This window comes from Ruoffia tabacinasalis (assembly GCF_005864045.1).
Taxonomy (GTDB): domain Bacteria; phylum Bacillota; class Bacilli; order Lactobacillales; family Aerococcaceae; genus Ruoffia; species Ruoffia tabacinasalis.
Window position 1 is genome coordinate 25,183 of the sequence record NZ_VBSP01000008.1, and the last position, 12,952, is coordinate 38,134.

The 12,952-nt window shown below is 36.8% G+C and carries 14 protein-coding genes; all 14 read right to left on the reverse strand.

Annotated features, from left to right (window positions below):
• Entirely contained in the window at positions 1 to 1,110 is a 1,110-nt protein-coding gene (gene pdhA, locus FEZ33_RS03710) for a pyruvate dehydrogenase (acetyl-transferring) E1 component subunit alpha (RefSeq protein ID WP_138404055.1), read from the reverse strand.
• Between the two features lie 566 nt (positions 1,111 to 1,676).
• The gene (accA, locus tag FEZ33_RS03715) at positions 1,677 to 2,459 is read right to left on the reverse strand and encodes a carboxyltransferase subunit alpha (RefSeq protein ID WP_138404056.1); all 783 of its coding nucleotides are present in this window, start codon (positions 2,457 to 2,459) and stop codon (positions 1,677 to 1,679) included.
• Positions 2,456 to 3,325: an acetyl-CoA carboxylase, carboxyltransferase subunit beta gene (accD, locus tag FEZ33_RS03720; protein WP_138404057.1), complete on the reverse strand. Its 870-nt coding sequence runs from the start codon at positions 3,323 to 3,325 to the stop codon at positions 2,456 to 2,458. The genes accA and accD overlap by 4 nt, the downstream gene beginning before the upstream one ends.
• An 11-nt stretch (positions 3,326 to 3,336) precedes the next feature.
• Complete coding sequence (locus tag FEZ33_RS03725; protein ID WP_138404058.1) at positions 3,337 to 4,716, reverse strand: acetyl-CoA carboxylase biotin carboxylase subunit; 1,380 nt, start codon at positions 4,714 to 4,716, stop codon at positions 3,337 to 3,339.
• Between the two features lies 1 nt (position 4,717).
• Positions 4,718 to 5,152 (reverse strand): 3-hydroxyacyl-ACP dehydratase FabZ, encoded by a 435-nt coding sequence (gene fabZ / locus FEZ33_RS03730; protein ID WP_138404059.1) that lies wholly within the window; start codon positions 5,150 to 5,152, stop codon positions 4,718 to 4,720.
• 10 nt (positions 5,153 to 5,162) lie between these two features.
• The gene (accB, locus tag FEZ33_RS03735; RefSeq protein ID WP_138404060.1) at positions 5,163 to 5,639 is read right to left on the reverse strand and encodes an acetyl-CoA carboxylase biotin carboxyl carrier protein; all 477 of its coding nucleotides are present in this window, start codon (positions 5,637 to 5,639) and stop codon (positions 5,163 to 5,165) included.
• 2 nt (positions 5,640 to 5,641) lie between these two features.
• On the reverse strand, positions 5,642 to 6,877 hold the full coding sequence (fabF, locus tag FEZ33_RS03740) for a beta-ketoacyl-ACP synthase II (protein WP_138404061.1): 1,236 nt from the start codon (positions 6,875 to 6,877) through the stop codon (positions 5,642 to 5,644).
• A 10-nt stretch (positions 6,878 to 6,887) separates the two neighbouring features.
• A complete protein-coding gene (gene fabG, locus FEZ33_RS03745; RefSeq protein ID WP_138404062.1) occupies positions 6,888 to 7,610 on the reverse strand; it encodes a 3-oxoacyl-[acyl-carrier-protein] reductase in 723 nt (240 codons plus the stop codon).
• Positions 7,610 to 8,560, reverse strand: coding sequence for an ACP S-malonyltransferase (locus FEZ33_RS03750; RefSeq protein WP_138404063.1), 951 nt, complete (start codon positions 8,558 to 8,560; stop codon positions 7,610 to 7,612). The genes fabG and FEZ33_RS03750 overlap by 1 nt, the downstream gene beginning before the upstream one ends.
• A 16-nt stretch (positions 8,561 to 8,576) precedes the next feature.
• Positions 8,577 to 9,536 (reverse strand): enoyl-[acyl-carrier-protein] reductase FabK, encoded by a 960-nt coding sequence (fabK, locus tag FEZ33_RS03755; RefSeq protein WP_138404064.1) that lies wholly within the window; start codon positions 9,534 to 9,536, stop codon positions 8,577 to 8,579.
• Between the two features lie 29 nt (positions 9,537 to 9,565).
• The gene (locus FEZ33_RS03760) at positions 9,566 to 9,787 is read right to left on the reverse strand and encodes an acyl carrier protein (protein WP_138404065.1); all 222 of its coding nucleotides are present in this window, start codon (positions 9,785 to 9,787) and stop codon (positions 9,566 to 9,568) included.
• Positions 9,788 to 9,809: 22 nt separating this feature from the next.
• A complete protein-coding gene (locus FEZ33_RS03765; protein WP_138404066.1) occupies positions 9,810 to 10,754 on the reverse strand; it encodes a beta-ketoacyl-ACP synthase 3 in 945 nt (314 codons plus the stop codon).
• A 14-nt stretch (positions 10,755 to 10,768) separates the two neighbouring features.
• A complete protein-coding gene (fabT, locus tag FEZ33_RS03770) occupies positions 10,769 to 11,221 on the reverse strand; it encodes a fatty acid biosynthesis transcriptional regulator FabT (RefSeq protein ID WP_138404067.1) in 453 nt (150 codons plus the stop codon).
• A 319-nt stretch (positions 11,222 to 11,540) separates the two neighbouring features.
• Positions 11,541 to 12,881, reverse strand: coding sequence for an NADP-specific glutamate dehydrogenase (gene gdhA / locus FEZ33_RS03775; protein WP_138404068.1), 1,341 nt, complete (start codon positions 12,879 to 12,881; stop codon positions 11,541 to 11,543).
• Between the last annotated feature and the right edge of the window lie 71 nt (positions 12,882 to 12,952).

Here is a 12,952-nt window from a genome sequence, read left to right on the forward strand (position 1 = left end):
TTATTTATTCTCCTTTGCTTCGTAGTATTCAATTTGTTCTTGTGTTACATAGTCAGGAGTTTCAAACATATTTTTCAAGAAGTCCGAAACTTTTTGTTTAGGAGTAGATTCTGCTTGTTTAATTGCTTCTTTAGCAGCTTCTTTAGTGTTTTCAACTACTTCGTTTTCTTTTTCTTCTGTCCATAATCCTTTTTCAGTTAAGAATTTACGGTAACGGTTTAATGGGTCACGTTGACGCCATTCGTCTTGAGCACCTTCTGGTTGGTAACGTTTTGGATCATCACCTGATAGTGAGTGAGGTCCGAAACGGTAACATAATGTTTCGATTAATACTGGTCCGTTTCCTGCAATCGCATATTCACGCGCAGCTTTCGTTACAGCATAAACCGCTAAAATATCCATACCATCAACTTGAACACCTGGGATACCAGCTGCTACAGCTTTTTGAGCTAATGTTGGTGCTGCAGTTTGGAATTCACGTGGAGTTGAGATAGCCCAACCGTTGTTTTGAATTACGAAGATTGCTGGTGCTTTGTAAGCTCCGGCAAAGTTCATTCCTTCATACACATCACCTTGAGATGAACCACCGTCACCTGTCCAAGTCATTGCTACGGCTTTACGACCATTTTTCTTGATTCCTAAAGCTGCACCAGCAGTTTGAACATACTGTGCACCAATAATAATTTGTGGTGGGTAAGCGCGGAAATCTTCAGGGTAAGTACTTCCTTCAACATGTCCTTTAGACCATAAGTATGCTTTGTAACTTGGTAATCCATGTTGCATTAATTGAGGTAGATCACGGTATCCTGGGAAGATAATGTCATCTTCAGTTGTTGCCGCAATTGTTCCTAATTGAGAAGCTTCTTGTCCAGTTGTTGGAGCTACGAATCCTAAACGTCCTTGACGACTTAATGCTTGAGTACGGTTATACCACTCGCGGTAGAAAACCATATCTTCCATAAATGTTACTAATTCTTCGTCTGAAAGTTCAGGCATTAATTCCTCATTAACTACCTTTCCGTCATTATCTAATATTTGAACTGTGCTAAAATCAAAGTTGTCTGCTCTTAGCAGATCTTCCATTTTTGCAGGAGCTTTTTTATTTGCCATGCTATTACACATTCCTCTCTTAAAATAATATAGAATAATACAAAGCAAAATAAACTGTACTATTCAGTTGCTTCTAATTTATCACGCTTACTAAATAATTGCAAGTATTAAAAATATTATAAATCGGTTACAAAACTTGATTTTAAGCTAATTGTGAAACTTTTCTCAATCTGGCGATTGAAATTTAAAATTTTATTTGTTGTTATATTTTCAGTGAAAATGTGTTTCAATAAGGAAATTCTGTTGTAGTACAAAATTCGCCTGTAACATTTATTATAATCAAATGAGATGATTCCAATTTGTTTGTTATAATGTTTTTTTATAGTTCTTTTTATAAATTGTTTCTATTTAATGTTTTGAGTCAACTATTGCATAAAATTTCATATAAATACTTGTTGCATCTACATTGTTAACTGTTTATTTTTAATATACTAAAGTAATTATTATTTCTAGAAGTAATAAGTTAATTTTATTCATTTAGTATTATTTTCACTTAAACAAAATATTTTGCCACAAAAAAATAAGTGTCAGTGAACTATTTCACTAACACTTATTTATTATATCGCTTAAAAAGATCTAAATCGTTTATTACGATTGGCTAATCGTGTATCAACATCTAGTTGACTTAATTCTTTAAACTTCGCTTTAATATCATTTATAGTACGTTTTAAGATGACATCTCTATTTAAAGGAACTCCATGATTTATCTCTGGAATGATTTTTTCTACGACTTTTAATTCGTGTAAATCAGATGCCGTAAGTTTCATGACGTCCGCTGCTTTAGAAGCCAGTTTCGCGTCCTTCCATAATATAGATGCAAAGCCTTCTGGAGATAGAATGGAGTAAACACTATTCTCAAGCATCCACACTTCATCTGTTAATGCTAAAGCTAACGCTCCTCCACTTCCGCCTTCTCCTAGAATTATCGATAAGGTAGGTACTTCAACTTTCGCAAAAGTTAATAGTGATTGGGCAATTGCTTCCCCAATACCTGTCTCTTCTGATTCTGGTGAGGCATGTGCTCCAGCTGTATTAATTAAGGTTAATATCGGACGATTAAATTTATTCGCTTGTTCGACAAGGCGAATAGCTTTTCGGTAACCACCCGGGCCGACGGACCCAAAGTTTCGTTCAATGTTCTCACGGGTTGTACGGCCTTTTTGAATACCGATAATCGTTATAGGTTGCCCGTCATACATACCGATACCGCCAATAATGGATTTATCGTCTTCCATATGACGGTCCCCATGTAATTCAATAAACCAATCGGTTAAATTCTCAATGATATCAATCGTTGAGATTCTTTTTAAATCTCTTGCTTTTAAGACTTTTTCATATGCTTGGCTCATAATTTCACACCACCTTCATATGAATGAGCTTGGACTAATTGGCTGATGATTTGTTTCTGGTTTGATCTTGGTATAATTGAATCGATAAAACCATTATCAAATACCCATTCAGCTTGTTGAAAGTCTTTCGTCAATTTACTTTTGATTGTTTGTTCAATCACACGCTTCCCAGCAAAACCTACGATCGCTCGCGGTTCAGCAAGAGTTACGTCTCCTTGCATCGCAAAACTCGCTGTGACTCCACCCGTTGTCGGATTTGTCAACACACTACAATAAAATAAGCCTGCATCTTGATGCTTAGAAACCACTTGCGAGATTTTCGCCATCTGGATTAAGGATAAGATACCTTCTTGCATTCTAGCTCCACCCGAAGCAATGTACAGAACTACTGGAAGTTTATTCTCATTCGCATGTTCGAACAGTCGTGTAATTTTCTCCCCAACAATTGTTCCCATACTCGCCATGACGAATCGTTTATCCATCACACCAATTGCTAGTTCTCTACCATCAATCCTTGCTTCGCCTGTGACGACTGCTTCTTTCAATTGAGTATTTTCTTGCGCTTTTTCTAACTTGGCACTATAGCCTGGAAAATCTAGTGGGTTCTTCGCGTTTAGATCGCTATCCCATTCCTTAAATGACCCTTCATCTACTAACCATTGGATACGTTCATAAGCTGGAAAATGTAGATGTTCACTGCAATGTGGGCAACAGTAATCTTCTGTAATTTGATTTTGTAATATAATTCGATTACAATGTGGACATTTTTCTGCAATATTATCTGGAATAGATGATCTTTGTGTGGCTACTTCAGCGGGACTAATTGGATTAATTCTTATTGTTTTTTTTCGCCTAAATAAAGCCAAAACATCACCTCTTATTCTTCAGTATTTTCTTCTATTTCTAACCATTTTGGCATATAGTGGGTTTCTAACCACTTCGTATGCACTCTGTCCCAATCGATATATTCATCACTTACAAGTGCTTCAAGTAAGTCGATATTTGTCTCAACACCTTCAACAGTCACTTCATATAAAGCACGCTCCATTATCTTCAAAGCGTCTTCTAAAGTATTTGAATGCGTAATTACTTTCGCAACCATTGAATCATAGAATGGTGGTAATGTGTAATTAGGATATAGAGCCGATTCAACTCGTAAACCTAGACCGCCTGAAGGAAACATTAATTGATCAATGTGACCAGCGGAAGGTCTAAAATTATCTCTTGGATTCTCTGCGTTCAAACGTACTTCAACCGCAAAGCCTTCTACTTGAATATCAGCTTGCTTATACGTTAATGGTTCACCCATGCCTACACGGATTTGTTCTTTTACAATATCTACACCTGTTACCATTTCGGTTACGGGATGCTCAACTTGTAAACGAGTATTCATCTCCATAAAGAAGAAGTTATTGTCTTTATCAACTAAAAACTCAATGGTTCCAGCGTTCTGATAGCCTATGGCTTCCGCTGCTTTTACAGCTGTTTCACATATGTTTTTTCTGACCTCTAAAGGCAGACTGACCGCAGGTGAGATTTCTAGAACTTTTTGATTGTTACGTTGGAATGAGCAATCTCTTTCTCCTAGATGGATAACATTTCCGTATTTATCGCCTAATAATTGAACTTCAATATGTTTTGCAGGCGCAATGATACGCTCAATATATAAATCTTTATTCCCATATATTGCTTCCGTCTCATTTTGCGCTTGATTAAATAATAAATCTAATTGTGAAGCATCTTCAACACGGCGCATCCCTTTACCGCCACCACCATCTGCAGCTTTAATCATCAATGGGTAGCCAATATCAAGTGCGATATCACGGGCTTCTTCTATTGAATAAATTAAACCAGCACTACCGGGAGTAATTGGAATACCAGACTTACGCATTGTATCTCTGGCATGTTGTTTATGTCCCATGACATCAATAATATGACTATTTGGTCCGATGAATTCAATCCCTACATCTTCACATAAAGTCACAAAGTCACTACGTTCTGATAAAAAACCGTAACCGGGGTGAATCGCATCCACACCTGTTGCTAAAGCAGCACTGATGACAGCGACTGGATTTGCATAAGAATCCAATGATTTTGCTGGACCAATACAAATGGCTTCGTCCGCTAATTCAGTATGCAAGGCATTCCGATCTGCTTCACTGAAGATAGCCACTGAAGTAATATCCATCTCGCGGAGCGCACGTATAATTCTAACCGCGATTTCTCCACGGTTTGCCACGAGAACTTTTTTAAACATCTTATTTCGCCCCTATAATGAATGTCATTTCACATTCACATACGACTTTATCCCCAACGTATGCTTTACCAATTCCGATACCTGCATTACTTTTTAGTTTTTTAATATTAACTTCAAGACGTAATACATCTCCAGGAACAACTTTTTTACGGAATTTAACTTTATTTAAACCACCTAAGTAAGCTGTCTTTCCGTCAAATCCTTCTAATGATAATAATGGAATTGATCCGGCTTGTGCTAATGATTCTACAATTAGAACGCCTGGGAATACAGGTTCTCCAGGGAAGTGTCCTTGGAATACTTCTTCGTTAATTGTCACGTTCTTACGTGCGACAACTTTTTCACCCGGAATTAATTCATCCACTGCATCGATAAAGAAAATTGGGTAACGATTTGGAATAATTTCCATTACTTGAGTTGCTGTTAATAGTGTCATTGTTTTCCTCCTACTTAATTCTCATAATTGGTTGACCAAATTCAACAACAGTTTCATTCTCAACAAGAATTTCTACAACTGTTCCTGAATGGTTCGCTTGAATTTCATTCATTAATTTCATTGCTTCTATAATTACGACTGTATCTCCTTCAGACACAGTGTCACCAACCTTAACGAAAGCATCGCTATCTGGGTTAGGTTGTAAATATACTACCCCAACCATTGGTGATGTAATTAATACACCTTCCTCAACGTCGATGTCGTTTGTTACTGGTTTCGTTTCATCGATCTGAGTTGGAGCTGTTTCTTGCTCCACTGTCGGTGTTGGTGTTGGTTTACTTTCTTCTTGTTGACCGTAGTAAACCGGGGCTTCTTTAGGCATTTCTTTTGAAAGAACGAGTTTTACATCGTCTGTTTCATAGTTTAAGAAAGCTAATGAAGATTGATCTAATTTATCGATTAATGATAGTAATTGTTCTTGATTCAAAATTACGCACCGTCCCAACGTTTAAAGCAAAGTACCGCATTATGTCCACCAAAACCTAGCGAATTAGATAGAGCATATTGAATGTCTTGTTTACGTCCTTCACCAGGTACATAGTCAAGATCACATGCTTCGTCTGAATTTTCTAAGCCTAATGTTGGTGGGATAAAGCCTTCTTGTAATGCTTTAACCGCCATAATTGATTCAACACCACCGGCAGCACCTAATAAATGACCAAAATGTCCTTTAGAACTTGAAATTGGCACTTTATGTGCGTAATCTCCTAAAGCATATTTAATCGCTGTCGTTTCACCTGAATCATTTGTTGGTGTACTTGTTCCATGGGCATTAATATAATCAACATCTTCTGGTTGAATACCTGCCATCTTAATGGCTTGGAGCATCGCTTCTCCTGCACCACTTCCGTCAGGTAATGGAGCAGTCATGTGGTAAGCATCTGAGTTTGAACCATAACCAACGACTTCACCATAAATTGTTGCATTACGTGCTTGAGCTGATTCTAATGATTCTAAGAATACAATCCCAGCACCCTCACCCATAACAAAGCCATCACGATCTTTATCAAATGGACGAGACGCTTTTGCTGGATCTTCATTTGTAGATAAAGCAGTTAAAGCCGCGAAACCAGAGATTCCGATTTCGTTAATCGTTGACTCAGCGCCACCCGCGATACAAGCATCTAATAAACCATTTTGAATCTTAATAAACGCCTCACCTATCGCATTAGTTGCACTGGCACAAGCTGTTACAATATCTAAACTGATTCCACGTGCACCAAACTGCATTGAAATATTCCCAGCGGCCATGTTCCCAATTGTTAATGGAACAAATAAAGGCGGTACTCTTTTAGGACCTTTATCTTTCATCTTTAAAATACCGTTTTGAATAGCATGTAGTCCACCAATTCCTGAACTCACCATTACCCCTACATTAAATGGATTACTTGAAATATCATAACCACTCATCTCAACAGCTTCTTTACTTGCTGCGACACCAAATTGTGAGAATTTGTCCATTCTCTGGCTATCTTTTCTTCCTAATTCTTCTCTTGCATCAAAGCCTTTAACTTCCCCTGCAACAGTTACGCCTGTTTCAGATGCATCAAAACCTTCAATTGGTGCAATACCTGATTTATTTGTTAATACACTATCCCAGAATGCATCGACACTATTACCAATAGGTGATACAGTTCCTAGACCTGTTATTACGACTCTTCTCATAGAATCCTCCTTAAATATGTAATCCACCGTTAACTTCGATGACTTGACCGGTAATATATCGGTTAGTAATCAAGAAATCAACGACAGAACTAATCTCTTCAACTTGACCAAAGCGTTTTAATGGAATGTGACTTAACATTGTTTTCTTAACTTTATCACTCAAAGCGTCAGTCATATCTGTTTCAATATAACCTGGCGCTATCGCATTGACAGTGATTGATCGACTTCCTAGCTCTTTCGCTAAAGACTTAGTTAAACCGATTACGCCTGCTTTACTGGCAGCATAATTTGCTTGCCCTGGATTCCCTGTTACACCTACAACACTAGACATATTAATAATCGTCCCAGATTTTTGTTTTAACATAATCGGTGATACAAATCTTGTTAAGTTAAAAGTTCCTTTTAAGTTTGTATTGATTACATTATCAAAATCTTCTTCTGTCATACGAAGGAATAATCCATCGCTTGTAATACCCGCATTATTAATTAAAACGTCGATTCTGCCATATGCTTCGCGAACTTCCTCAACAAGTTGTTTCGCTCCATCAAAGTCACTAATATCTCCGATGGCTTGACCTACTTCCAATTCATAGTCAGCAAATTCTTGAAGTACTTCCTCAGCAATTGGTTTACGACTATTTAAAATTACTTGATGCCCAGCTTCTGCTAAATGTTTAGCGATACCTAGACCAATTCCTCTTGAGCTACCGCTGATTAAACATGTTAATGTCATTATTTCCCTCCACTACTTAACCATTGTGTTAATTCTTCAACATCTTCAACTTTATCCACTACAAAAACTTCTGGAGCCAATTCATCCTTCGCCATTAATTTAGCTAAGGTATTTCCTGGTCCAATTTGGATAACATGTGTAATTCCTTCTTCTTTTAAGCGATGAACCGTTGGGAACCATTTCACTGGTTTAACCAAATGGTCGCTTAATAAAGTACGAATCTGATCTGTTGAATGATTCTCAACAGTTACATTACTAATTACTGGAACTGTTCCTGCTTGAAACTGTGTGTTTGCGAGTACTTCTTCGAAGTCTGCTTGCATCCCTTTCATAATCGGAGTATGGAAAGGTCCTTCTACTTTTAATGGGATGACTTTCCGATAACCTAAACTTTTTGCTTCTTTTCTAAAAGCAGTGACTGCTTCTTTTATCCCAGCGACAACAATTTGAGTTGGCGAGTTGTAATTAGCAATATATAAAGGTGTCTCTTCAGTATGAATACTTTCAACAAGTGTCTTAATTTCATCGATGGGCATATTAATTACAGCTGCCATAAGGTAACTTGCATCCTTTTCGATGTGTTCACAGTACGCAGACATAATATCTCCACGCTTTTTAATTAAATTTAATCCTTCGTCAAGTTCTAATACATCACTGGCAATTAAAGAACTATACTCGCCTAAACTTAACCCAGCCATATATTGTATGGCTGGGAGTTTAGTTTTAATCGATTCATAAATAGCTAAGCTTGTTGTAACGATTGCAGGTTGAGCATTTTTTGTTAAAGCCAATTGATTGATATCAGAATTGTTCCACGTTTGAATCGGTAATTGAGTGATGTCTTCTGCTTGAGTGAAGATTTCTTTTGCTTCTTGAAATGCTTCTACAAAATCCATTCCCATTCCCTCATAGTGTGCACCTTGACCATTAAATATAATAGCCAATTCCATAAAATCACCCTTTCAATTAAGCTTCAAAATAATTTGCTTTTTCCTTATACGTTTCTTTTGCTACTTGAATATAATCTTCGATAATTTCTTTAACAGTTTGTCTTTCTTTAATTAAACCGGCAATCTGGCCAGCCATCATTGATCCACCTACTGTATCGCCTTCCACAACGGCCTTTCTTAAAGCGCCTTGAGCCATTTGCTCCAAGCGTGAAAAGTCTTGACCTGGAAGACTTGTGATTTCTTTTTCGACTTGTAAATATTCTTTTGTTAGTCGGTTTCTCAGTACACGGACAGGATGTCCTGTAATCTGACCTGTTACAACAGTATCAATGTCACTTGCTTTAAGAATTGCATTCTTAAAGTTATCATGTGCATTTGATTCTTCTGCAACAACGAAACGAGTACCCACTTGGATACCGTCAGCACCTAGCATTAAAGCTGCTGCTAAAGCACGACCGTCTCCGAATCCTCCAGCCGCAATGACAGGAATATTTACAACTTCTGTGACTTGAGCTAAAAGGGCTAAACTCGTTAATTTACCGATATGTCCCCCAGCTTCCATCCCTTCAACAACAACAGCAGATGCTCCAATTTTCTCCATTCGTTTCGCTAGAGCGACTGAAGCTACAACTGGAATGACGCTAATACCTGCATCGTGAAATCTTTGCATGTATTTTGCAGGATTTCCTGCACCTGTTGTGATGATTTTTATTCCAGATTCGATTAAGTAATCAACAACCTCTTGGGTATTTGCGTTTAAAAGCATGACATTCACTGCAAATGGTTTGTCAGTTTTTGACTTCATTAATTCAACTTTTTCTCGAACTAATTCAACAGGGTCATGTCCTGTTCCTATAACGCCTAATCCACCAGCATTTGATACTGCGCTCGCTAAATCCGCATCAGCAACCCATGCCATTGCACCTTGAACAATAGGATATTCAATGTTTAATAATTCTGTAATGGCTGTCTTCATATATACCTTCCTTTATCTAACGAGAAAAATTATTTGTCTAATCCTTCTACGTAACTAACTAAATCTCCAACTGTTTTTAAGTCTTGGTCTGTATCAATTGTAATATCGAATTCGTCTTCAATTTCATTGATTACTTGGAAGATATCTAAGCTATCTGCTTCTAAGTCATTTTCAAAGCTAGTTTCTAAAGTTACTTCATTCTCTTCTACACCTAATTGATCCACGATAATTTCTTTAATTTTTTCAAACATAATATTTTCCTCCAATAATTTTTTATATTTTTGTATGTACTTCGCCCCATGTTAAGCCTGCACCAAAACCAGTCATGACAACACTTTGTGTGCCATCTAGTCTGATTTGTTTTGCTTCAACCAATTCATTTAATAGAATTGGAATACTTCCAGCAGATACATTCCCAACACGGTCTATATTTGATGGTATTTTTGATAAATCCATCTTTAGTTTTTTGGACATCATCTTTATAAAGCGGTAATTCGCTTGATGACTAATGATATAATCCAAAGATTCTTGTTTGTTTACAAATTGATCTAATGACGGAAGAACCGTTCTTTGAACGAAATTGAACACTTCGCGTCCATTCATCGTCAAAGTAATATCTCCTTCTTCATTAGGAGCTACTGCGATGGATAGATTTTCATCACCTTGAGAATACAAGCTACTATCATATTCTGGTAGGCCTTCGCCGTCATTGGCAATTAACATTGCTCCAGCGCCATCACCGAATAAGATAGATGTACCACGATTATTGAAATCTAAAATCTGACTCATCTTCTCAGCACCAATTACTAATGTGTAGCCAGATGGAAATGATTTTGACATTTTCTCAGCCACATCCAATGCATACACAAATCCACTACATGCGGCATTAATATCAAAACTAATGGCATTGTGACAATTCAGATTTAATTGCACTTTATTGGCTGTTGAAGGTGTATATTCTCTTTGTGACATCGTTGCTACTATAATCAACTTAATGTCTTGTCGAATATCTTCATCCAGTTTACTGAGTAAATCGTCTACGGCATTTGTCGCGATACTCGCCACTGTCTCTTCATCATTTGCAAAAAAACGTTGTTTTATACCAGTTCGTTGCTCAATCCATTCTGTGGATGAGTCTAACTGATTTACCTCGATTAATTCTGTGTTTGATACAGCTTTCTCCGGTAAATACGCTCCTGTAGCAATAATACGACTCATATCATCTTCCTTTTTTACAATTTCTCTTTAATGTCATTTAAGAAATTATGTAGATTACCTAATCCCTTTATTAACATTTCCGCTTCTTCTTTATCTAGACCTGCGATTGTATCTCTTACCATATCTAGATGGAATTTGCGGTGCAAGCGAAAGAGTAGTTTTCCTTTTTTAGACAACTTAAGTCTAACAACTCGACGATCTTCTTCTAAACGCACCCGTTCAACATAGCCTTTTGTCACAAGATTTTGAATGGACACAGACAAAGTACCTTTAGTGACAGATAATTTCTCTGCTACTTGTGATGAACTTAAATCTCCTTCAAGACCAATTGCTTCAATAGTATGCATCTCTTTAATAGTTAGATCTGAAAACTCACTTTGTCTAAGCGAATTTTCTTCAATTAATAGTACTTCATTAAATATTTGGACCAAATAATCGTTAATTTTTGTAACGGTCCCTTTATCCACTCATTATCACCTCTCATCAACTTCGTTTGATAATCAAACTATTTGATAGTCAAATAATAAATGATATTAGTTTGATTGTCAAACTATAAAAGTTTAAAGTTTTTTTAAGATGATAGAAACTATTAGGAATGGCGATTATTCAAATCATTATTGTTATATTGTGTAATCGTTTTAAGTATTATTATAGCTTTATTTTGTTGAAGATATGTGTTGGGTCGTATTTAAAGTGTGGAAATATGAAAAATGTCCCTGAGATTTTTGAAATTAAAAAAAGCTATCAGATGAAAAATTCACCCAATAGCTTATTATTTCGTGTGTATTATACGACACCATTCATAATCATTAATTTAGCAATACTTTCAAATGACGCAATATCTGCTCCGGCAGCATAATCATGATCTAAGTTGTAATTATTACTTGCATCTAATGCTTGTTTGAAGATATCTTTCATGATGACTTTAAGTTTCTCGTCAACTTCTTCCGTTGTCCATCTTAGTCTTTGAGAGTTTTGACTCATCTCAAGCGCAGATACCGCAACCCCACCAGCGTTAGCGGCCTTACCAGGCCCATAGTATAATTTGTTTTCTTTATATACTTTTACTGCATTTGTATGGCTTGGCATATTTGCCCCTTCAGCGATAAATTTAATTCCATTATCAACTATACGTTGGGCTTGTTCTTCGTTAATTTCATTTTGAGTTGCACATGGTAAGGCAATATCTGCTTTAATATCATGATCCCAAAGTGAACCTTCAAAATACTCAGCAGCTGAATGAGCATCAATATATTCTTTAATTCTTCCACGGTTATCAATTTTAATTTGTTTTACCGTATCTAAATCGATACCATTTTCAGCGTAAATTGCCCCATCTGAATCACTAAAAGAAACAACTACACCACCAAGTTCCATGGCTTTCTTCGCAGCATAATAAGCAACATTCCCAGAACCAGAAATCATCACTCGTTTGCCTTCTAGTGATTCATTCACTTCAGTCAACATTTCTAATAAGAAGTAAATTAATCCGTAACCCGTTGCTTCAGTACGTCCTTGACTCCCCCCAGCTGGAATTGGTTTCCCAGTTAATACACCTGGAGTCTTAGCGTTTAAGCGTTTGTATTGCCCGAACATGTATCCAATTTCTCGTGCACCTACACCAATATCTCCAGCAGGCACATCATCGTCCGCACCAATGTATTTTTGTAATTCAGTCATAAAACTTTGAGTAAAGTTCATAACTTCATTGTCTGATTTCCCTTTAGGATCAAAATCAGCACCACCTTTACCTCCGCCGATTGGTAGACCTGTTAAATCATTTTTGAAGATTTGCTCAAAAGCAAGAAACTTCATGATACTTTGGTTTACTGATGGATGGAAGCGAATACCACCTTTATAGGGTCCATTTAAGGAATTAAATTGCACACGGTAACCACGATTCACTTGAACTTTCCCTTGGTCATCTACCCAAGGAACACGGAAAGAAATAATTCTTTCTGGCTCAGTGATTCGTTCAAGTATTGCCAAATCTTCATATTCAGGATGTTTTTCAATCACTGGTTCAATTGCATCAAGAAAATCTTTCACAGCTTGTAAAAATTCTGTTTCATGCTCAAAAGTTTTTGATAATTTGTCATAAACACGCGTCATATAATTATTTGCCATTATGTGTCACTCCTCTTTTCGTATATGTCATTATAACACAGCTTTGTTTTTCATAATAATTTTTTAATAAA

Excerpts from the sequence above, each read along its gene's own strand:
- pdhA (WP_138404055.1), bottom strand. The coding sequence starts at position 1,110 with ATGGCAAATAAAAAAGCTCCTGCAAAAATGGAAGATCTGCTAAGAGCA.
- accA (WP_138404056.1), bottom strand. The coding sequence starts at position 2,459 with ATGAGCCAAGCATATGAAAAAGTCTTAAAAGCAAGAGATTTAAAAAGA.
- FEZ33_RS03725 (WP_138404058.1), bottom strand. The coding sequence starts at position 4,716 with ATGTTTAAAAAAGTTCTCGTGGCAAACCGTGGAGAAATCGCGGTTAGA.
- fabZ (WP_138404059.1), bottom strand. The coding sequence starts at position 5,152 with ATGACACTATTAACAGCAACTCAAGTAATGGAAATTATTCCAAATCGT.
- fabF (WP_138404061.1), bottom strand. The coding sequence starts at position 6,877 with ATGAGAAGAGTCGTAATAACAGGTCTAGGAACTGTATCACCTATTGGT.
- fabG (WP_138404062.1), bottom strand. The coding sequence starts at position 7,610 with ATGACATTAACATGTTTAATCAGCGGTAGCTCAAGAGGAATTGGTCTA.
- FEZ33_RS03750 (WP_138404063.1), bottom strand. The coding sequence starts at position 8,560 with ATGGAATTGGCTATTATATTTAATGGTCAAGGTGCACACTATGAGGGA.
- fabK (WP_138404064.1), bottom strand. The coding sequence starts at position 9,536 with ATGAAGACAGCCATTACAGAATTATTAAACATTGAATATCCTATTGTT.
- FEZ33_RS03760 (WP_138404065.1), bottom strand. The coding sequence starts at position 9,787 with ATGTTTGAAAAAATTAAAGAAATTATCGTGGATCAATTAGGTGTAGAA.
- FEZ33_RS03765 (WP_138404066.1), bottom strand. The coding sequence starts at position 10,754 with ATGAGTCGTATTATTGCTACAGGAGCGTATTTACCGGAGAAAGCTGTA.
- gdhA (WP_138404068.1), bottom strand. The coding sequence starts at position 12,881 with ATGGCAAATAATTATATGACGCGTGTTTATGACAAATTATCAAAAACT.